The organism is Aeromonas sp. YN13HZO-058, assembly GCF_001921245.1.
Classification (GTDB): Bacteria; Pseudomonadota; Gammaproteobacteria; order Enterobacterales; family Aeromonadaceae; genus Aeromonas; species Aeromonas allosaccharophila.
Genome location: NZ_MQSY01000033.1, coordinates 1 through 19,561 on the forward strand (window position 1 = coordinate 1; position 19,561 = coordinate 19,561).

General features: G+C 59.8%; 20 protein-coding genes. 10 read left to right on the forward strand and 10 right to left on the reverse strand.

What is annotated here, in order from left to right; translation table 11 throughout:
- The 4 genes from BSP75_RS21910 to BSP75_RS07325 all read left to right on the forward strand — a co-directional run.
- The coding region (locus tag BSP75_RS21910) for a hypothetical protein (RefSeq protein ID WP_216219156.1) at nt 1–183 on the forward strand (183 nt) is incomplete at its 5' end.
- A 12-nt stretch (nt 184–195) separates the two neighbouring features.
- Complete coding sequence (gene tatA / locus BSP75_RS07315) at nt 196–357, forward strand: twin-arginine translocase TatA/TatE family subunit (RefSeq protein ID WP_042057064.1); 162 nt, start codon at nt 196–198, stop codon at nt 355–357.
- A gap of 16 nt (nt 358–373) precedes the next feature.
- Nucleotides 374–676 carry a YfcZ/YiiS family protein gene (locus BSP75_RS07320; protein WP_005339945.1) on the forward strand — a complete coding sequence of 101 codons (303 nt, stop codon included), beginning with the start codon at nt 374–376 and terminating at the stop codon, nt 674–676.
- Between the two features lie 229 nt (nt 677–905).
- Nucleotides 906–2,327 carry a lytic transglycosylase F gene (locus tag BSP75_RS07325; protein WP_083617097.1) on the forward strand — a complete coding sequence of 474 codons (1,422 nt, stop codon included), beginning with the start codon at nt 906–908 and terminating at the stop codon, nt 2,325–2,327.
- Here BSP75_RS07325 and BSP75_RS21795 read toward each other — a convergent pair.
- A complete protein-coding gene (locus BSP75_RS21795) occupies nt 2,305–2,481 on the reverse strand; it encodes a hypothetical protein (protein ID WP_005339947.1) in 177 nt (58 codons plus the stop codon). The two genes, BSP75_RS07325 and BSP75_RS21795, sit on opposite strands and share 23 nt — an antisense overlap.
- A 73-nt stretch (nt 2,482–2,554) precedes the next feature.
- Here BSP75_RS21795 and BSP75_RS07330 point away from each other — a divergent pair, with 73 nt between their 5' ends.
- The gene (locus BSP75_RS07330; RefSeq protein ID WP_075112745.1) at nt 2,555–3,808 is read left to right on the forward strand and encodes a phospholipase D family protein; all 1,254 of its coding nucleotides are present in this window, start codon (nt 2,555–2,557) and stop codon (nt 3,806–3,808) included.
- Nucleotides 3,809–4,197: 389 nt separating this feature from the next.
- On the opposite strand, the gene BSP75_RS22155 is transcribed toward BSP75_RS07330, so the two are convergent.
- The 7 genes from BSP75_RS22155 to BSP75_RS07360 all read right to left on the reverse strand — a co-directional run bounded on the left by BSP75_RS22155 (nt 4,198) and on the right by BSP75_RS07360 (nt 12,457).
- The gene (locus BSP75_RS22155; RefSeq protein ID WP_362858746.1) at nt 4,198–4,383 is read right to left on the reverse strand and encodes a hypothetical protein; all 186 of its coding nucleotides are present in this window, start codon (nt 4,381–4,383) and stop codon (nt 4,198–4,200) included.
- Between the two features lie 31 nt (nt 4,384–4,414).
- The gene (locus tag BSP75_RS07335) at nt 4,415–6,970 is read right to left on the reverse strand and encodes a TRAP transporter permease (protein ID WP_075112746.1); all 2,556 of its coding nucleotides are present in this window, start codon (nt 6,968–6,970) and stop codon (nt 4,415–4,417) included.
- Nucleotides 6,971–7,073: 103 nt separating this feature from the next.
- Complete coding sequence (locus BSP75_RS07340) at nt 7,074–8,045, reverse strand: TAXI family TRAP transporter solute-binding subunit (protein WP_042057072.1); 972 nt, start codon at nt 8,043–8,045, stop codon at nt 7,074–7,076.
- Between the two features lie 412 nt (nt 8,046–8,457).
- Complete coding sequence (locus BSP75_RS07345) at nt 8,458–10,611, reverse strand: S9 family peptidase (protein ID WP_075112747.1); 2,154 nt, start codon at nt 10,609–10,611, stop codon at nt 8,458–8,460.
- Between the two features lie 234 nt (nt 10,612–10,845).
- Nucleotides 10,846–11,277, reverse strand: coding sequence for a DUF411 domain-containing protein (locus BSP75_RS07350; protein WP_005348551.1), 432 nt, complete (start codon nt 11,275–11,277; stop codon nt 10,846–10,848).
- Nucleotides 11,278–11,322: 45 nt separating this feature from the next.
- On the reverse strand, nt 11,323–11,646 hold the full coding sequence (locus tag BSP75_RS07355) for a hypothetical protein (protein WP_042057077.1): 324 nt from the start codon (nt 11,644–11,646) through the stop codon (nt 11,323–11,325).
- Nucleotides 11,647–11,734: 88 nt separating this feature from the next.
- Nucleotides 11,735–12,457 carry an SDR family oxidoreductase gene (locus BSP75_RS07360; protein ID WP_075112748.1) on the reverse strand — a complete coding sequence of 241 codons (723 nt, stop codon included), beginning with the start codon at nt 12,455–12,457 and terminating at the stop codon, nt 11,735–11,737.
- Between the two features lie 142 nt (nt 12,458–12,599).
- Here BSP75_RS07360 and BSP75_RS07365 point away from each other — a divergent pair, with 142 nt between their 5' ends.
- The 5 genes from BSP75_RS07365 (at nt 12,600) to BSP75_RS07385 (ending at nt 17,724) form a co-directional block, all read left to right on the forward strand.
- Nucleotides 12,600–13,442 (forward strand): LysR family transcriptional regulator, encoded by an 843-nt coding sequence (locus BSP75_RS07365; RefSeq protein WP_075112749.1) that lies wholly within the window; start codon nt 12,600–12,602, stop codon nt 13,440–13,442.
- A 101-nt stretch (nt 13,443–13,543) separates the two neighbouring features.
- Nucleotides 13,544–14,143 (forward strand): NAD(P)H-dependent oxidoreductase, encoded by a 600-nt coding sequence (locus BSP75_RS07370; protein ID WP_075112750.1) that lies wholly within the window; start codon nt 13,544–13,546, stop codon nt 14,141–14,143.
- A 64-nt stretch (nt 14,144–14,207) separates the two neighbouring features.
- On the forward strand, nt 14,208–16,064 hold the full coding sequence (locus BSP75_RS07375) for a monovalent cation:proton antiporter-2 (CPA2) family protein (protein WP_075112751.1): 1,857 nt from the start codon (nt 14,208–14,210) through the stop codon (nt 16,062–16,064).
- A complete protein-coding gene (locus BSP75_RS07380) occupies nt 16,061–16,447 on the forward strand; it encodes a SirB2 family protein (protein ID WP_075112752.1) in 387 nt (128 codons plus the stop codon). The genes BSP75_RS07375 and BSP75_RS07380 overlap by 4 nt, the downstream gene beginning before the upstream one ends.
- Nucleotides 16,448–16,737: 290 nt before the next feature.
- Nucleotides 16,738–17,724 carry a WYL domain-containing protein gene (locus BSP75_RS07385; RefSeq protein ID WP_042057084.1) on the forward strand — a complete coding sequence of 329 codons (987 nt, stop codon included), beginning with the start codon at nt 16,738–16,740 and terminating at the stop codon, nt 17,722–17,724.
- 853 nt (nt 17,725–18,577) lie between these two features.
- On the opposite strand, the gene BSP75_RS07390 is transcribed toward BSP75_RS07385, so the two are convergent.
- Nucleotides 18,578–18,889, reverse strand: a complete 312-nt coding sequence (locus tag BSP75_RS07390) for a DUF1145 domain-containing protein (RefSeq protein ID WP_042057085.1) — start codon at nt 18,887–18,889, stop codon at nt 18,578–18,580.
- On the reverse strand, nt 18,873–19,502 hold the full coding sequence (rsmD, locus tag BSP75_RS07395) for a 16S rRNA (guanine(966)-N(2))-methyltransferase RsmD (protein ID WP_075112753.1): 630 nt from the start codon (nt 19,500–19,502) through the stop codon (nt 18,873–18,875). The genes BSP75_RS07390 and rsmD overlap by 17 nt, the downstream gene beginning before the upstream one ends.
- Nucleotides 19,503–19,561 lie beyond the last annotated feature (59 nt).

Here is a 19,561-nt window from a genome sequence, read left to right on the forward strand (position 1 = left end):
GCTGGGGTATCCATGATGGTAGACCTCAAGGTGATGGCCTACTTCAAGATTAGCCTTTCAACACGTAATTGGGACAGAGCCTATTTTTTGGCTATGATTTATTTGCTCACTTGCACCTGCCTTGATTTTGCCCAACAATCCCTGCGCTCTATTTTGATACAAGTAACAGATATCTCTTTGTGAGGGAGTATCCCTATGGGACTCGGTGGAATTCATATCTGGCATATGTTGATCCTCTTGCTGGTCGTTGTGCTGGTCTTCGGCAGCAAGCGTCTTGCCGGTGCAGGTGAGGATCTGGGTACCGCCATCAAAGATTTTCGCAAGGCGATGCGTGACGACGCAAATCATCCGAAATAAGCAGTAGGAGTAGAAAATGTCTGTAGATGAGAAAGTTGAACTGAACGAAACCTGTGACAGCTGCGGCTGTTTTGCCGAGATCGGCACCATCATCGGCGAAGGCGACGATGTGATGGATCTGGTGATTGAAGCCGCGGCCGAGGCTGATGCCCGCGCCAAGCTGGCTGCCTATGAAGCACTGGCCAAACAGGTCACTGCCGAAGCTCAAGTGAGCAGCGAACTGACCCAGGGCGCCAACGGCGTAATCCTGAAAGCCCGCCTGCAATTCACCTGCACCGCCGAAAAACTGATTTTCGAAATGCGGGCCCGCTCTATCTGAGTGGTCTGATAACGCGGCAGGTTTGCCTGCCGTGTTGACCCTTCTGCTGTGGGTCGGCGTTCTATAGTTACTCTATCCCACAGACGTTTTTGCCCGGCGCGAGTCGGCCAACAGAAGGCGTAAACATCATGACGCAGCGATGGATCTCTGCCCCCAATCCCACTTTCTATCGTGATCCGTGCTGCCAACCCGCAGCAGGCGTGACGTTAGCGCAGGGGCAGCCATCGTGATGCGACGCTGGATCTGGGCTCTGCTGGCCCTCTGCTGTTTTCCCCTGCCGGCGGCTGAACTCAAGCCACTGCGTCTGCCCCAACCCGGGGATCTCGAAAGCATTCTGCAAAAACGCGAACTCAGGGCTCTGGTGGTCTATGAGCGCGGCTTCTATTTTCTCGATCGCGGCTCCCAGTACGGCATTCTGGTCAATCAGCTGCAAGGGTTCGAGCGCTGGCTGAACAAGACCTATCTCGCCAAGGAGAAGGTCAAGCTCAAGGTGGTCTACATCCCGGTGCGCCAGGACAAGCTGCTGGACTATCTGGCCGAGGGGCGCGGCGATCTGGTGGCGGCGACCATGACGGTGACCCCGACCCGGCGTGAACAGGTGGCCTTCTCCCGGCCGCTCATCTCTTCCATCGAGGAGTGGGTGGTAAGCCAGAACAGCCTGCCCGCCTTCAGCCGCATTACCCAGCTCTCCGGCAGGCGGGTCTGGGTGCGTGCCAGCTCCAGCTACTACGAGAGTCTGCGTCAGCTCAACTGGCTGTTTCGCGAGCTGGGGCTGCCCCCCGTCTATATCGAAACGGTGCCCGAATACCTGCAGGATGGCGATCTGCTGGAGATGGTGGCTGCCGGCATCATTCCCCTGACGGTGACCGACAGCTACAAGGGGCGGATCTGGCTGGGGGGCATGATCTCCGGCCTCAAGGCTCACAAGCTGATCCCCCTGCGCAGCAACGGCACCAGCGCCTGGGCGCTACGCAAGAACAGCCCCGAGCTGCTCAAGGCGGTCAACGGCTATCTGGCGAGCGTCAGCCGCAACAGCCTCTACAGCGACATGACCCTGCGCCGGTTGCTGGTTCACAGCGATCAGATGAGCAATATCCTGGCGCCGGATCCCATGGGGCGACTGGCGACCATTCGCAAGGTGCTGGAGAAGTACGCCAATCAATACGATCTCGACTGGCTGATGCTGGCGGCGCTCGGCTACAAGGAGTCCGGCCTCAATCCCAAGGTGCGTTCGCACAAGGGGGCCGTGGGCATCATGCAACTGCTGCCTGGCACGGGGCGGGAGGTCGGCATCAACGGCGCCAGACTGACCACCCTTGAGGGCAATGTGGAAGCGGCCTGCCGCTACATGCGGTTGATCCTCGATACCTACTTCAATGATCCCAAACTGGATCGGCTCAACCGCCACCTGTTTGCCCTCGCCGCCTACAACGCGGGGCCGAACCGGGTGCAGGCGCTGCGGGGCAAGGCAGAGAAGCTGGGGCTCGATCCCAACGTCTGGTTCGGTAACGTGGATCAGCTGGTGGCCAACGAGGTCGGACAGGGGCCGATCAACTATGTCGGCACCATCTACAAGTACTACGTGGCCTATCGTTTCAGCCTGCCCCAGATTGAGGGCAAGGCTGCCGCTATCGAAGCGGCTCAGCCCTGAGCCGGTTGACCGGCAGGGTTGCCTGCACGGTCGGCAATTGCCAGCCACCGTCCCTGTGTTGCAAAAACCAGTGGGCGGGGCCGGTAGCCGGGATGAGATCTGGCTGGCTGAGCTGGCCCAGATAGCGCAACATCGGGGTATCATGCAGTTCCATCAGCAACTCCTTTTGAATATGTGAAGAGGCTCGCCAGCGTTATGACACCCGGCCATGACAGCAGGATGACACCATGATCCCCGGATCCTTTGCCCTGATCGACGATCCCCTGCTGGCACTCAAGGTGCGTTGCCACTGGATCCGCCATGCCCGCGAGCGGATCCAGGCGCAGTACTACAGCTGGGAGGAGGACAGCAGCGGCAAGCTGCTGCTGAGCGAGCTGCTCCACGCCGCCCGACGTGGCGTCAAGGTGCAACTGCTGGTGGATGATCTCTATGCCGGTGACAACCGCTTTCTGGAGATGGTGGCTCACTATCCGGGGATAGAGGTGCGGCTGTTCAACCCCTTCTGGCTGCGGGGCTGGCGCCCGCTGGCACTGTTGCTGGAGGGGCTGCTCAGCTTTCGCCGCATCAACCACCGGATGCACAACAAGCTGCTGCTGGTGGATGGCAAGCTGGCGCTGATCGGCGGGCGCAACATCGGCGATCGCTACTTCGGTCTGGATCCGCAAGCCCCCTTCGTGGATCTCGATCTCGCCTGTCAGGGGGGGCTGTGCCAGCAGATGGCGCAGGGGTTCGAGCAGTTCTGGCACAGCCGCTGGAGCCACCCCATCCGCCATCTGCTGCGCCGTGAGCTGCTGCCCGCCGAAATAGAGGTGGTCAACGACTTCCTGTTCACCATGACGGATCCGGCGGTGGCGACGGTCTATGATCTGCCCGCAGCGCTGTTTGACGAGAGCGATGTGCCGCTGCAGTGGCATGAGGGGCGGGCCGAGGTGTGGTTCGACCGTCCCGGCAAGGGGCTGATCTCCCGTCCCACCACCGCCCGTCAGCTGTGGCGCCAGTTGGCAGACAATCCCGGCTCGCTGGGGTTGGTGACCCCTTACCTCATTCTTACTCGCGGGTTTCGGCACCGTCTGGCGCGGCTGTGCCAGCAGGGGGTCGCCATCGACATTCTCACCAACTCGCTGGCCAGTACCGATGTGCCGCTGGTCTATGGCGCCTATCAGCGCTATCTCGGCTGGTTGCAGCGCCGCGGGATCCGGGTTGCCGAGTTTGATCATGGTCACGGCAGCCTGCACGCCAAGCTGATCTTGCTGGGGCAGGAGCGGGCGCTGTTTGGCAGCCTCAACCTCGATCCCCGCTCGCTGTTTCTCAATACCGAACTGATGCTGCATCTGCACTGCCCGCCGATCTGCGAGGCGCTGCGAATGTGGCTGGCTCGCTGGCAGGAGCAGGCCGATGGATCGCCGCGCAAACCCGAGGGATGGTCAAGGCGGTTGATCGCCCGCCTGAGCGACTGGTTGCCACTGCGCCGCTGGCTGTGAGGCGGCCATTTTTTGTGCGAGATCTCGCAAAGCCTTGTAAGCCATTGCAGACGACCCTTGCGGGTGAATAACCATGCGTGAATCTATCTGGCTGTTTTATAACAATTTCGTGGTGATGATAGGGCTGTTTTTTGTACTTCAATGTGAATGGAATGGGCATAAAAACGTTTTTTATTTTGTTTTTTTGCGTAATATTTCAGTTGCAAGGACAAACACGGCGGCTTGTCTGCCGTGTGGACGAGGGTTGTAATGGGTTGCTGGCCAGTTGCTTCGCGGCAATGGGCGCACACTTCAGATGGGTCGCGAACTATCGGAAAGTGAAACAGAGACCCGGCGTGGCCGGACTCCAATATGGAACATGCTATTTGCGAGGGGGTGACATGGACATGTCACCCCACTTTTTTTGGCTGCTCGCCATCGTTTACCCTTTTCCATGACCATCGACCATCGACCATCGACCATCGACCATCGACCATCGACCATCGACCATCGACCATCGACCATCGACCATCGACCATCGCCCATCGCCCATCGCAAGAGCCGCAGAGGGCAAGGCAATAAAAAGAGGGCCGCAATAGCGGCCCTCTGTCTCATCTGCCCGGTGGATTAACCGGCCTTGATGCTGCGGCGACGCTGCAGCCAGACGATCACTCCGAAAAGCAGGAAGCCCGGGATCCACATCCACTCCTTGGTCCAACGCTCGGTTGGCGCCTTGACGGTGAGGATCTCCTGATCGAACTCCAGCCCCATGGTGGCGGCCGGGCTGCCAAAGGCGACGTTGTCGATCAGCGTCTTGCCATCCTGCTCATAGAGGCTCAGCCCCAGATTGGCCAGCCGCTCCTCGCCATCCGCGCCATCCGGTACGGCGATCAGCAGGGTGAACTTGCGCGGTTTGCCCACCGCATCTTCACCGAGGATCCGCAGCCGCAGGGTGCTCTCCGCTTCCACTTCGCCCATGGTTTGGGCCAGTTGGGCTGGCGGGGTCTCGCGATAGGGATCGTGTACCATGTCCATCCAGAAACCCGGGCGGAACAGGGTGAAGGCGACCAGCAGCAGCAGCACGCTCTCGTACCAGCGGCTCTTCACCAGGAACCAGCCCTGAGTGGCGGCGGCGAAGATCAGCATGGCGATGGTCGCCACGATGAAGATCAGCACGCCGTGGGCGAAGTCCACGTCGATCAGCAGCAGATCGGTGTTGAAGATAAACAGGAACGGCAGCGCCGCGGTACGCAGGCTGTAGTAGAAGGCGGTGATCCCGGTCTTGATGGGATCGCCCTTGGAGACTGCGGCTGCCGCGAAGGAGGCCAGCCCCACCGGTGGCGTCACATCTGCCATGATGCCGAAGTAGAAGACGAACAGGTGCACTGCGATCAGCGGCACGATCAGCCCGTTTTGCTGCCCCAGCGTCACTACCACCGGTGCCAGCAGGCTGGACACCACTATGTAGTTGGCGGTGGTGGGCAGCCCCATGCCGAGGATCAGGCTCAGCAGGGCGGTCAGCAGCAGCATCAGCAGCAGATTGCCCATGGAGAGGAACTCCACCAGATCCGCCAGCACCAGACCGACCCCGGTCTGGGATACTGCACCGACAATGATCCCCGCGGTGGCGGTGGCAATGCCGATACCAATCATGTTGCGGGCACCGGCGACCAGCCCTTCCCGCAGATCCACCACGCCGTCCACGACAGTGCCGTAGTCGTGCTTGCCATCCTGGCGCAGCCAGTTGAGCAGCGGGCGCTGGGTCAGCAGAATGATCACCAGCATCACGGTACCCCAGAAGGCCGACAGCCCCGGCGAGAGGCGCTCCACCATCAGGCACCATACCAGTACCACCACCGGCAGCAGGAAGTGCAGACCGGAGAGCAGTACGGCGCGGGTATCGGGCAACTCGGTGAGCGGCTTGTCGGGATCTTCGGCGGGCAACGGTTCATTGCTGGCGGCGATCTTCAACAGGGCCACATAGGTGGCAGCCAGCAGTACCGAGATCCCCGGCAGGGCGTAGTCACCCAGCGCAGGTTTGAGCCAGCCGAGGCCATAGTAGACCGCCAGTGACAGGCCGCTGATGAGGGCCGCGCCAAAGGCGAAGCCGGTCAGGCGGCGCAGCCAGGGTTTGGGCTGATGGTTACCGATGGGCTGCATGCCAAGTTTCAGCGCCTCCAGATGAACGATGTAGAGCAGCGCGATATAGGAGATGGCGGCAGGCAGGAAGGCGTGCTTGATGATCTCTACATAGGGGATGCCCACATACTCCACCATCAGGAAGGCGGCAGCCCCCATCACAGGTGGCATGATCTGGCCGTTGACCGAGGAGGCCACTTCGACAGCCCCCGCCTTCTCTGAGCTGAAGCCTACCTTCTTCATCATCGGAATGGTGAAGGTGCCGGTGGTCACCACGTTGGCAATCGACGAGCCGGAGATGAGACCGGTCAGGCCGGAGGCGACCACTGCCGCCTTGGCCGGGCCGCCGCGCAGGTGACCGAGCAGGCTGAAGGCGAGCTGGATAAAGTAGTGACCGGCACCGGCCCGCTCCAGCAGGGCGCCAAACAGCACGAACAGGAACACGAAGCTGGTTGAGACGCCAAGGGCGATGCCGAATACCCCTTCGGTGGTGATCCACTGGTGGTTGGCCAGCGCGCTGAAGCTTACCCCACGGTGCGCCAGCAGCCCCGGCATCCAGGGGCCCGCCAGGCTGTAGACCAGAAAGACGATGGCGATGACTGCCAGTGCCGGCCCCAGCGCGCGGCGCGCCGCTTCCAGCAGCAGCGGAATGCCGATGCAGGCGGTCACCAGATCGGCGGTGGTCAGGGTACCGGGACGCAGCGCCAGCGCTTCATACATCACGAACAGGTAAGACGCGGCGCCAGCAGCAATCAGGCCGAGAGCGATATCGCCGAGGGGGACCCGATCTCGCGGCGAGGAGCGAAATGCCGGGAACACCAGAAAAGCCAGCAACAGGGCAAAGGTGAGGTGAATGGAGCGGGTTTCGGTGTCATTGAGTACGCCAAATCCCACCATGAAGGGGAGTGGCGAGGCGATCCAGAGTTGGAACAGCGACCAGGCCAGCGCCAGTGCTGTGATGATCCAGCCCAGCGGGCCCAGCGGCAGGCGAGCGCCCACATCCTGGGCGATCAGTTCCTCGGTAGAGAGTTGTTTATCTTGCATAGGGTTAACTTGTGCCAACGAGTACAACAAGAGCGACACCCGCCCCCGCAATCAGGCGGCAGACGGGTGTCGAAGAGAGTGACAAAGGCCCCGGGGCCTTCAATCAGAGCCAGCCGCGCTCTTTGTAGTAGCGGGCAGCCCCTTCATGCAGCGGTGCAGAGAGACCCACCTTGATCATGTCGGCCTCTTTCAGGTCGGCAAAAGCAGGGTGCAGGCGCTTGAAGCGATCCAGGTTGTCGAACACCGACTTGACCAGCTGATAGACCACTTCCGGATCAGTTTTGGCGCTGGTGGAGAGCACCGCTTTGCCACCGATAGAGGGGGTCGGCTTGTCGCTGCCCTTGTAGATGCCGCCCGGGATTTCGGCCTTGCTGTAGTAGCTCTTCTCGGCCAGCAGCTTGTCGATGTCGGCGCCGGTCACAGGTACCAGTACTGCATCGGTGGTGGTGGAGGCTTCCTGAATGGCGCCGTTCGGGTGACCCACGAAGTAGCTCATGGCGTCGATGTTGTTGTCACCGAGGGCGGAGGCCTGTTCGGCCGGTTTCAGCTCGGAGACCAGACCGAAGTCACCCTTCTTCCAGCCTTTGACCGCCATGATCTCTTCCATGGTGTCACGCTGGCCGGAGCCCGGGTTGCCGATATTGACGCGCTTGCCCTTCAGATCGTCGAAGCTGGCGATCTTGGCATCGCGGCGAGCCAGGATGGTGAACACCTCGCTCTGCAGGGAGAAGACGGCGCGAATGTCATCCATGGCCCCTTCGGCCTGGAACGGCGGCAGCCCTTTCATCGCCTTGAACTGGTGGTCGGATTGCATGATGCCGAAGTTGAATTCGCCGCTACGGATGCCGTTGACGTTGGCCACGCCGCCGCCACTGGCCGGGGCGTTGCACTTGATCTGGTGATCGGCAGCGCCGCGATTGAGGAAGCGGCAGATCGACTGGCCAGCGACATAGTAGACGCCGGTCTGACCGCCGGTGCCTATGGTCACGAAGCGCTCCTGCGCTTGTACCGGACCACCGAATGAGACACCGACCAGAGCCGCCGACAGGGCGCACGCCAAAGTTAATCCTTTCATTTTTTCTCCCTTTTCTTTGATTTTGTTTATCCGTTCCCCGGATAAATTGATGGCAACCCCGTTCTGCGCCGGGCTTGCCCACTCTTCTCGTTGCACGAAAGCGGGGGAGTTGATCACCCCTTTCCGGCAGTCACCCCCATCCTGTGGTGAGGCTACCGACCTCCTGTCGGTCGAAGATAAATTGGCCCCTGAGGGGCCAAATAAAAAGTTGCAAGCACTCCGATTAAGCACATTCACCCAACATAAATCAAACGAAATGGCAAAATCACGGAGTTAAATCTTGAGAAACATGACCTCGATCATTCATTTTCTAGCCGCAGATTAATTTGATATGGAGGGAAATGGAAGAGGGAAAAACTACGAGGGGATTCTTATGCGGCCCTTGCGTGACAAGGGCCGGAGTCATGATGGATCAGTTGGCCGGGGCGGCCAGATCCAGGATAAAGGCGTATTCCAGCGCGATATCCTCGTAGGCTTTGAAGCGGCCCGACTTGCCACCGTGGCCGGCGTCCATGTCGGTGTTCAGTAACAACTTGTTATCATCCGTTTTCAGCTCGCGCAGCTTGGCGACCCACTTGGCTGGCTCCCAATACTGCACTTGCGAGTCGTGCAGCCCGGTGGTGACCAGCAGGTTGGGGTAGGCTTGTGCCTTGACCTGATCGTAGGGGCTGTAGCTCTTCATGTAGTCGTAGTAGCGCTTCTGGTTCGGGTTGCCCCACTCGTCATACTCCCCGGTGGTGAGGGGAATCGACTCGTCCAGCATGGTGGTGACCACATCGACGAACGGCACCTGCGCTACCACGCCGCGATAGAGTTCAGGCGCCTGATTGATGACCGCTCCCATCAGCAGACCACCGGCGCTGCCCCCCATGGCGTAGACCTGATCCCTGGCACCGTAGCCTTGCTCCACCAGCGCTTTGGTGACATCGATGAAGTCATTGAAGGTGTTCTGCTTTTTCAGCAGTTTGCCATCTTCGTACCAGTGACGGCCCAGCTCTTCACCACCCCGGATATGGGCGATGGCGTAGACGAAGCCGCGATCCAGCAGGCTCAGGCGCGAGCTGCTGAAGTCGGGATCCATGCTGGCGCCGTAGGAGCCGTAGCCATAGACCAGCAGCGGATTCTTGGGCGCATCGGCCTGCTCTTTCTTGAACTTGTCCTTGCGATAGACCAGCGACACCGGCACCGCTACGCCGTCGCGGGCGGTCACCCAGAGTCGTTCGCTGGCGTACTGGTCGGCCTTGAAGCCTGCCACCGGCTGCTGCTTGAGCAGGGTGCGCTTGCCGCTCGCCATATCCAGTTCATAGGTGGAGGCAGGGGTGGTCATGGAGGAGTAGCCATAGCGCAGGGCGCTGGTATCCGGCTCCGGGTTGTAGGCGAGCCAGGTGACATAAGCGGGATCGTCGAAGGCGATCTCCTTCTCGTCACCGCTCTGCCAGTTGATCTGGCGCAGTCGGGTCAGCCCCTTGTTGCGCTCTTCCAATACAAGCCAATCCTTGAACAGGGCGTAGCTCTCCAGCAGCACGTCCGGATTGGGGGCGATCACCGCCTTCCAGCGATCAACCGGGCTCTCTTTGGTCTCGTAGAGGCCGAAGTTCTTGCCGTCCTTGTTGGAGCGCACATAGAAGCGGCCGCGGTAGTGATCCAGGCTGTATTCGTGATCCACCTGACGGGGCAGGAACAGGCGGGGGGCGTGCTCCGGCTGGTTGGCATCGATCAGCCGCGCTTCGCCGGTGGTAGTGCTGGAGAGGGCGATGACGATGAAATCTTCCGAGGTGGTGGCGTAGAGGCTGACGTAGAAGGAGTCATCCTTCTCCTCGTAGACCAGCTTGTCCGTGGCCGGATCCGTCCCGAGCGTATGGCGATAGACCTGATAAGGCAGCAGGGTCTGCGGGTGCTTGCGCACATAGAAGACGGTCTTGTTGTCGTTGGCCCACACCAGATTGCCGGAGGTATTTTCCAGTTTGTCGGTGGCCCACTGGCCGCTCTCCAGATCGAGGAACTGGATCTGGTACTGACGGCGGGAGAGGAAATCTTCCGCCACCGCCAGCCAGCGGTTGTTGCGGCTCACCTCAAGGGCGCCGAGGGCATAGAACTCGTGCCCTTCCGCCCGCAGGTTGCTGTCGAGCAGCAGACTTGACTGCTCTTCACCGAGCTTGGTGCGCGAATAGATCCCGTACTCCTTGCCCGGCTCATAGCGGGTCTGGTAGCGGTAGCCATTCTTCACATAGGGCACCGACTCATCCTGTTGGGGGATGCGGGCCACCATCTCTTTGTAGAGCTGTTCGCGCAGGGGCTGGGTCGGCTTGAGCATGGCCTCGGTATAGGCGTTCTCGGCCTCGAGGTACTGCAATACTTCCGGCGCCTGACGCTGGTCGTCGCGTAGCCAGTAGTAGTTGTCGATGCGGGTATCCCCGTGTTTTTTCAGGGTGCGGGGATGTTTGGCGGCCACGGGCGGCTGGATTGGATGTTCGCTTGTCAGCATGACGGGCTCTTCATTGGCATAAGTGGGGGGGAGAACTGTCAGAAAGGCTAGCAGCAGAACTCCTCGGGAAAAGGTAAACATGTCGCATCCTTGGCGCTGGAAAGGGTTGGTAGACCTGAGCATCGGCTCCATGAATTGGCATTAAATCTGCCCCTTGTTGCCGGAGGTTGCAAGCAATCCCTTGTTATTGCAGGAAATGTAATCAAAAAAAGCCGCTATCTCGCGATAGCGGCCCTCTTTCTGGCCATGAGCGGCAAGAGTCCGCTCAGGTGTGCCTCACATGATATGGGAGTGCCCTCTCATGACCAGTTTTCGTCAGCCGGGGTAGCTCGACCAGCGGTTGGTCGCGCCCTCGTTGCTGATACTCAGTACCTCATAGGGATGGCCCGGAATATCCATGCCCGGCGCACTCTGGGGCATGCCCGGAATGGTCAGGCCGCGGATCGCCGGTTTTTCCCTGAGCAGCTTCTGCACATCGGCGGCCGGTACATGCCCCTCGATCACATAGCCATTTACGATACCGGTATGGCAAGAGGCCAGTTCCGGCGCGATACCGTATTGCTGCTTCACTGCGCCGAGCTGTTCGGTTTCGATGACGTCCAGTTCGAAGCCATTCTGCTCCATGTGCTCGTTCCAGCTTTGGCAGCAGCCACAATATTTGGATTTGTAGACGGTCATCTTTTCGGCCGCGAGGGCCGAAAAGCTGACGGTACCGGCCAGCATGGCCAGTAACAGGGGTTTGTACATTACTCACCTCAGATTCAAGAAAAGTTGCCCGATACGGGATGAATTTCAGATCTGGGGGCGAGGGGGACGTTCGAGCCGCTCGCACGGGGCGTCCGGCATATAGAGAGAGGGGGAGGCGAAGTCGGGGGTATCCGGTTCCAGCACGGCGACCGTCAGGCTGTCGCTGCCCACCAGCGTCATCGAGAGGGCGGTGGTAAAGCTGCCGCAGGGCATCGCTTTTTCCAGCGTGCGCTCGCTCTGGCTGCAGTGGGTGGTCAGGGTACAGAGGTCGGTTGCGGCCCGGCTGCCAAACGACATCAACACCAGCACCAGACTCCACAAGGGGAGCCAGCGACGGGCGTGAGCGAGTTGGCGACGGGTGAGAACCATGGAATGACTCGGAAATAACAAGGGGCACATGGTAACCCTGTGCCCCGGGGGAGGGTCAAGCCCTCCCCATGGTGTCAGTCAGCTGGATTCAAGGTTGCTGACGGGTCGCCGCCAGCACTATCTCGCGCACGCAGACGTTGGCAGGCTGGTTCCAGGCGTAGAGCACGGCATCGGCGATCACTTCCGGCGCAATGACGCCGCCCATCTGATCTTTCCAGTCGTGGTAACCGGCCTTGATGCTCTCGTCAGTGGTATGGCTGAGCAGCTCGGTCTCGACCGCACCCGGGGCAATGGTCACCATCCGCACGCCGACATCGGCCACCTCTTCCCGGATGTTCTCGGTCAGGGCGTGCACGGCGAACTTGGTGGCGCAGTAGGCAGCATGGTTCGGGAAGGTCTTGCGACCGGCGATGGAGCTGATGTTGATGATGGTGCCGCTGCGGCGCTCCTTCATGCCTGCCAGCACTGCGTGGACGCCGTTCAGCACCCCCATCACGTTGATGTTGAGCATCTGCTGCCATTCGGCGGGATCCTGCACATCGGCCTGACCCAGCAGCATGACACCGGCGTTGTTGACCATGCAGCCCACCGGGCCAAATTTGGCTTCTGCCTGCTGGACGGCGGCTTTCATGGCGGCGGTGTCGGTGACATCGACCCCGATGCAGAGGGTATTCGGCAGACCGAGATCCTGCATCGGCTCGACCCGGCGGGCCAGCAGCAGCAGCGGATGACCGGCGGCAGAGAAGGTACGGGCGATGGCGGCACCGATCCCGGCGGAGGCACCGGTGATCACGACGAGAGATTTGGACATGGGTCTTTCCTTCTGATTCAAGAGTCGGTTTGAGCAAACAGGTGGCTGGCCAGCACGGAACCCAATCACTATAGTCACTGCATCTATAAGTGATAAATATTGTTTTCCGCTGGTTATCATCTGAAAAAACTATGGTTGGTTTATGCTGGACTTGAGATTGCTGCGTTTTTTCATCGCCATCTATGAAGAGAAGAACATCACGGCGGCGGCCGAGCGCTGCCACGTCAGCCAGCCCTCCCTCTCGGCAGGGCTGCGCCAGCTGGAAGAGGCGCTCGGTGACAGCCTGTTTGTCCGGGGCAAGAAGGGGGTGGTGGCGAAAGATCCGGCCCACTATCTCTATCCCCACGCGGTCAAGCTGGTGGAGGAGGCGCGCCGTCTGCCGGAGCTGTTTCGCCAAAAAGCGACGCGTGCGCGGCTCAATATCGCCATCATGCCGGACTTGAGTCGCCGCCGGGTGGCCGGGCTGCTGCAGCAAGTACAGCGCGTGTTGCCGCAGCTGGATCTCACCCTCTCCGATTACACCACGCCCGCCGACTGTCGCTTGACGCTCGATGCCCTGCGTCGGGAGGACGAGATCTTCCTGCCGCTGTGGGAGGAGGATTACGTGCTCTGCGTGCCGGTCGACCATCCATTGGCCAGTCGCGGGAGGATCGAATTGGCCGAGCTGCAACATTATGATTTTATTGAGTGCCCGCCTTGCGAGGCGCACCAGCAGACCATAGGCCTGCTGGCTTGTGACCGGCTTACCCTCAATCTGGTGGCCAAGGCCGAGAGCAAGGGGTTGGTGATGGCGCTGGTGCTGGCGGGGGTCGGCATCAGTTTTCTGCCGGACGGGCTGGTGGAGGATGAGGCGGGGCTCTGTACCCTGCCGGTGAGCGGGCCGCGGATGTTTCGCCGGATCGGCCTCTGCTATCCCGCCCACCAGACCCTCAATCCGGCGCTGCGGGAGCTGATCCCCGAGTTGGCAGGCTATGGCGCTTCCTGATAAGGTCGCTTTCCTGTGCACCTTTACGATGCAGCTTCCCAGACTCCCCTTTTCTGTTTACCGCGCCTTGCGCCGCAAGGCTTTGTTCGGGTGATGTGGTCATGAAACGCATTCTGGTTATTTTTTCCCATCCCGCTCTGCAGAGCTCGCGGGCCAACAAGCAGCTGTTGCAGGCGATTGAGGGGCTGGAGGGGGTCACGGTTCACGACCTCTACCAGCACTATCCCGACATGTTCATCGATGTGAAGCGGGAGCAGGCGTTGCTCTCCGAGCACGATATCATCGTCTTTCAGCACCCGTTTTACTGGTACTCCTGCCCGGCCATCATGAAAGAGTGGATGGATCTGGTGCTGGAGTATGGTTACGCCTACGGCCCCGAGGCCCACGCTCTCAAGGGCAAGCAGTGGCTGAGCGCCATCACCACCGGCGGGGCGCCGGAGTCCTACTGCAGCGAGGGGTACAACAGCCGACCGTTGCTCGATTTTCTGCTGCCATTTCAACAAGCTGCCAGATTGTGCGGCATGAACTGGTTGCCCCCTTTCGTGCTGCACTCCTTTCACAAGATCAAGGATCCCGCCGCCCTGCGCCGCTGCGGTCAGGATTACCGCCAGCTGCTCTGCGCCCTGCGTGACGATCAGCTGACTCCGGAGCAATTGGCCGGGCGCCCTTATCTACGCGATCTGCTGGAGGTGATCTCATGAAACACGGGCAGCTTGTTGGCCGAGCTCATGAGCCAGACCAGATGTTCACACGGAGGGCTGACTGATGGGCCACGGGATCCTGTTTGATGCCTTTATCTACCTCTCTGCCGCCGTCATCGCAGTGCCGCTGGCCAAGCGCTGGGGGCTGGGCTCGGTGCTCGGCTATCTGCTGGCGGGGATCATCATCGGCCCCTTCCTGCTGGGGCTGGTGGGGGAACAGAAGGATGTGATGCACTTCGCCGAGTTTGGCGTGGTGCTGATGCTGTTTCTGGTTGGCCTGGAGCTCAGACCGGCGCTGCTGTGGCAGCTGAAAGGGCCGATCCTCGGCACAGGTGGCTTGCAGGTGTTGCTCACTACTGCCGCGCTGACTGGAGTCGTACACCTTATTGGTCTGCCGCTGCAACAGGGGCTGGCTATTGGCCTGATCCTGGCGCTCTCCTCCACCGCCATCGTTCTGCAGAGCCTGCAGGAGCGCAAGCTGATGCAGAGCGAGAGCGGTCGCTCCGCCTTTGCCGTACTGCTGTTTCAGGACATCGCCGTCATTCCGATCCTGGCGCTGCTGCCGCTGCTGGCCATGGCGCCGGTCGCCAGCAATGGTGGCTCCGAGCTGGCAGGTTGGCAGCATGGTCTGCTGGTGGTCGCAGCCATCTCCGGCATAGTGCTGGGTGGTCACTATCTGATGCGGCCGGTGTTCCGGGCCATCGCCCAGTCCCACATGCGGGAGATCTTCGTCGCTGCCGCCCTGCTGCTGGTGATCGCTATCGCCGTGCTGATGGAGTCGGTGGGGCTCTCGCCTGCACTTGGCTCCTTCCTCGCCGGTGTGGTGCTGGCCGACAGCGAATATCGCCACGAGCTGGAGGCAGACATTGAGCCGTTCAAGGGCTTGCTGCTCGGCCTGTTCTTTATGTCGGTGGGGGCTGGCATCAACTTCGGCCTGTTTGCCGAACATCCTTTTCTCATCCCGACGCTGGTGGTGGGGCTGATGGTGCTCAAATGGCTGGTGTTGATGGCACTCGGCTTCATCATCCGCATCTCGCCGAGTCAACGCTGGACCTTCGCGCTGGCGTTGGCGCAGGGGGGCGAGTTTGCCTTCGTACTCTTCTCGTTTGCCGCCCAGAACCGGGTGCTGCCCGGTGAGACCATCTCGCTGCTGACGCTGGTGGTGGCGCTCTCCATGGCGCTGACCCCGCTGCTGCTGATCCTCAACGATCGGGTGATCCAGCCCTGGTTCGATTACCGTAACCAGAGCGACGCGCCGCAGCATGAGCAGCCGGAGCTGGTGGAGCATCCGGTGATCATCGCGGGCTTCGGCCGTTTTGGTCAGATCGTAGGGCGTCTGCTGCATGGTCACGGCATCGGAACCACCATCCTCGAGCAGGATGCCAGCCAGATAGAGACCCTGCGCAAGTATGGTTATCAGGTGTTCTATGGCGATGCCAGCCGGATCGACCTGCTCCATGCCGCAGGGGCGCACAAGGCGAAGCTGCTGGTGCTCTCCATCAACGATCCCGCCACCTCGCTGGCGGTGATTGAGATGGTGCAGAAGCACTTCCCGCACCTGAAGATCCTGGCGCGAGCGCTGGATCGACCCCATGCCCACGAGATCCTGCGACACGGGGTCGAGAGCGTACACCGGGAAACCCTGGGTTCGGCGGTCGATCTGGGGGTGGAGGCCCTGACCCAGCTTGGGTTTAGAGCCAACCAGGCCTGGCGGGCGGGGCAGACCTTCAAGCAGCACGATAACTGGTTGTTGCGCGAGCAGGTCAACTATCTGGACGACGAACACACTTATATCAACAAGAGCCTGCAATACCGAGAGATCCTCTCCGATCTGTTGCAAGACGACGAGGAGGGGCAGGAGCGTATCCATGCCCACAACTGGAACAGCGGGCTACCCGACGACGACAAGGAAGCAAAATGATTGCCTATTACCCCATGTTCAAACACCTGCATATGACGCTGGCGCTGGTCAGCCTGCTGCTCTTTATCTATCGCTGGAGTCTGGCGCTGGCCGGCAGCGATCGGTTGCAGCAGAAGTGGCTGAAGATCCTGCCCCATATCAACGACACCTTCCTGCTGCTGTTTGGCGTGCTGCTGGCGGTGACCTTGCAGCTGAGCCCCGGCCAACAACCCTGGCTGATGGCCAAGCTGATTGCACTGGTGCTCTATATCGGTCTGGGTGTCATGGCGCTCAAGCGCCCGGCCCGCGGTCAGAAGCTGGTGGCCGGTGTGGCGGCGCTGGCGGTGTTTGGCTACATGGTCGGTGCAGCCGTCACCAAATCAGCCTGGTCGTGGCTGCTGTAAATGAGTCGGGGGAGGTACGCCTCCCCCTATCGAGATATTATTCTGTTTAATTATTTTATTTTGGATTGTTTACCTGTCGCAAGTTCATCCCCTAGAACTTTAATTTGATGGTTTTGTTGCTGATTTTATCCCTCTCCGCCCCTGCCTTTTTCATCTTTTCTCTTATATATCAATATCATGGTTGTATTTGTATGAAAATGGCGACAGTTGTCGTAGCAAAACTTGCGACATAGACTGTCGCAAGTCGCGACTAGCATACAGTCAACGCTAAACCAGTGAAGGCAAGCACCATGAGCAAGAAGCTGTTACGACAACTGACCTTGGCGCGTTGCATCCCGCACCGCCCTTACAAGCTGACCGCCAGCCAACTCCAGGTAAAACTGGAAGAGGAAGGTATCCACGTCAGTCTGCGTACCGTGCAACGGGACCTGGAGGAGATGTCCGGCATGGGACTGTTCGACCTCACCTCGGACGAGCGCAGCAAACCCCATGGCTGGTGCTTCGAGCGCCACGGCCTCAATGACTTTGCCAATATCATGCCGCTCTCGCTGGCGGTGGCCCTGAAAACCTGGAGTGATCAGGCGAGCCAACTGTTGCCGGCGAGTGTACTGACCGAATTGAACCCGCTGGTCGACAAGGCGAGCCAGGTGATCCGCGACAGCCAGAGTGAACTGGCCGAACGCTGGTTGGAGAGTGTCCACCAGTCACCGCGTCCGTTTGCCGGCAACCCGGAGATCCGCCGCAGCACCCTGATCCGCGATGCGCTCTGGCGTGGTCGCAAGTTCAGTGCCGAGATCCAGCGCGTGATCAAAGAGCGCACCGTGTGGCTCTGCTACGACCGTATCAACCCGCTCGGCATTCTCAATCAGCCGGACGGTCCAATCCTGCTCTGCACCCTCTCCGAGCTGGATCCCAAGGTCTACGGCATCCCGTTTGACCATATCAAGAACGTGGAGCTGACCAACTTCAGCGCCACCCAGCCGAAGGATTTCAATATCCAGAAGCTGATCCGCGATCAGGGCTATCAGGATGTGAGCGGCCCGATCCGCTTCGTCGGCCGGATCGATGCCAACAGCCAGTCGCTGGTGGATAACCAGATCCCCGGCAACAATCCGCGCATGACCCGCTATGACAAGCGCAGCGTGGTGGTGGAGACCGAAGTGCAGGACACCCCGGAGTTTCGCAGCTGGCTGAACAACATCAGCGGTGAACTGGAGGTGCTGGCACCGGAATCGCTGCGCAAGGCCTATCTCAATCCGGCCAACCGCTTGAGCTGATTAAGAAATTGCATGTGAAGAGTCGAGCCTGGTCTCGGCTCTTTTTTTTGCTGTTTTTTTAAGCATATTTATTCAACTAATTTTTAAGTCTTAACGACAGGATTGAACCGTTTTCCTGCCCCGTTTTTGGGGGCGAAACCCGTGTAAGAGATCTGCCATAGCCACTGTAAGAGGCTGGCGCTTTGAACCGTACGCGAAGCCATGCCAGAATGATCGAGCTTTCCTGTGAAACTAATTAACTGGCTGATATTAAAGGGTTAGTTTTTAAGTTTGTTTTTTGAAATGGGAGCGGCATCAGATCTTTATCATCGGATGGCCCTTGTTCGAGGGGCGCATTTCCTTACTATGGGTCTCACAAGGACGGAGCTGGTCCGGCAGGATGCAGGGCAGCGCATAAAGATGGAATAGTCCGCAGGATGTGGACAAGGGACACCTCAGGATGAGCTCGATAATCAGGATGATTATCGTCACGGATGAATAAAGGAACACCGCAGGACGCGGCAGGACACTCTCGGGATGAGAGCAGAACGAACGGAACCTCGTTCTTCAGGATGAACAGGACCTCGCCGGATGCGAGAGGAATACTTCAGGATGAAGTGAGATAACCCGGATGGTTATCGGTCAGGACGACGCAAGGACCCCCACAGGACGTGGTAATGGACACCTCCAGGACGGAGACAGTGAAGCAGTTCAGGATGAATTGCCAGGCCAGGAACGCCGCAGGACACGCCAACGGATTGGAAAGGGGATATTCCAAAGGATTAGGATAACGTCAGGGATTGCAGGGAGCATTGCAGTTCTACGGACAGGACGACACGACTCTAGGGGACGGCTACCGCCGTCCCCTTTTCTTTTATGGTTTGCCGGAGAGATTGCCGCGCTGGGCGGCGTTGACGATCTCTTGCAGGCGCTGACGAATGTCGACCATGCCAAACACACCAAATATCAGCACAGTGACAAACTCGGTCTTGGTGACCGCGAAGTAGCGTTTGCAAGCCGCCTTGATCATGCTGGCCTGCAGCCAGTGCAGCAGCGCGACAATCACGCCGCAGACCGGCAGAAAACCGTTAAGTTTGCCGGGCAGCGGGGCAATCAGGCTCACCAGCACGCCAAACCAGAAGAACAGTACCAGCCCCATCGCCAGCAGATTAAAGACTCGCTTCATTGTTTACCTCCCTTAGATAGAGTTGGTAGCAGACCTGACCTGCCTGTTTGTCTTTGAGCAACTGCCAGCTGGCAGGCAGCGCCAGATCGGCCATCTCTTTTTCCCGCTCCAGATAGATCAGGGCATCCGGCGCCAGCCAGCCGCGCTGCTCCAGCAGCTCGCAAACTTGCGGCAGCAGCTCGCGGCGAAACGGCGGATCGAGGAACACCAGATCAAACGGCGTGGCCGGGCCTTGCAGCCAGCTCACTGCATCTGACTGGATCACCTGACCCTGACTGCTGCCGAGGGCGGCCAAATTCTTCTTGATCTGGTCGGCGGCTCCTTTGTCCATCTCGATCAGGGTTACCTGCTCGGCATAGCGCGACAGCGCCTCCAGGCCGAGTCCACCGCTGCCGGCAAACAGGTCGAGGCAGCGGGTGCCGCGGATGTGGGGAGCCAGCCAGTTGAAGATGGTCTCCTTGACGCGATCCGTGGTGGGTCTGAGCCCTTCCACATCCTTGACCGGCAATTTGCGGCCTCGCCACTGGCCGCTGATGATTCTTACAAAGCCCGATTTTCCTTGCGGGGCGGGACTCTTGCTCGGGTTGCTACGGCTGGATTTCACTCTGGGCATCGCGTTTCATCGTCAGAAAATAAAGTGGTAGTATAAGGCGGTTCATTTTTATGCCGACC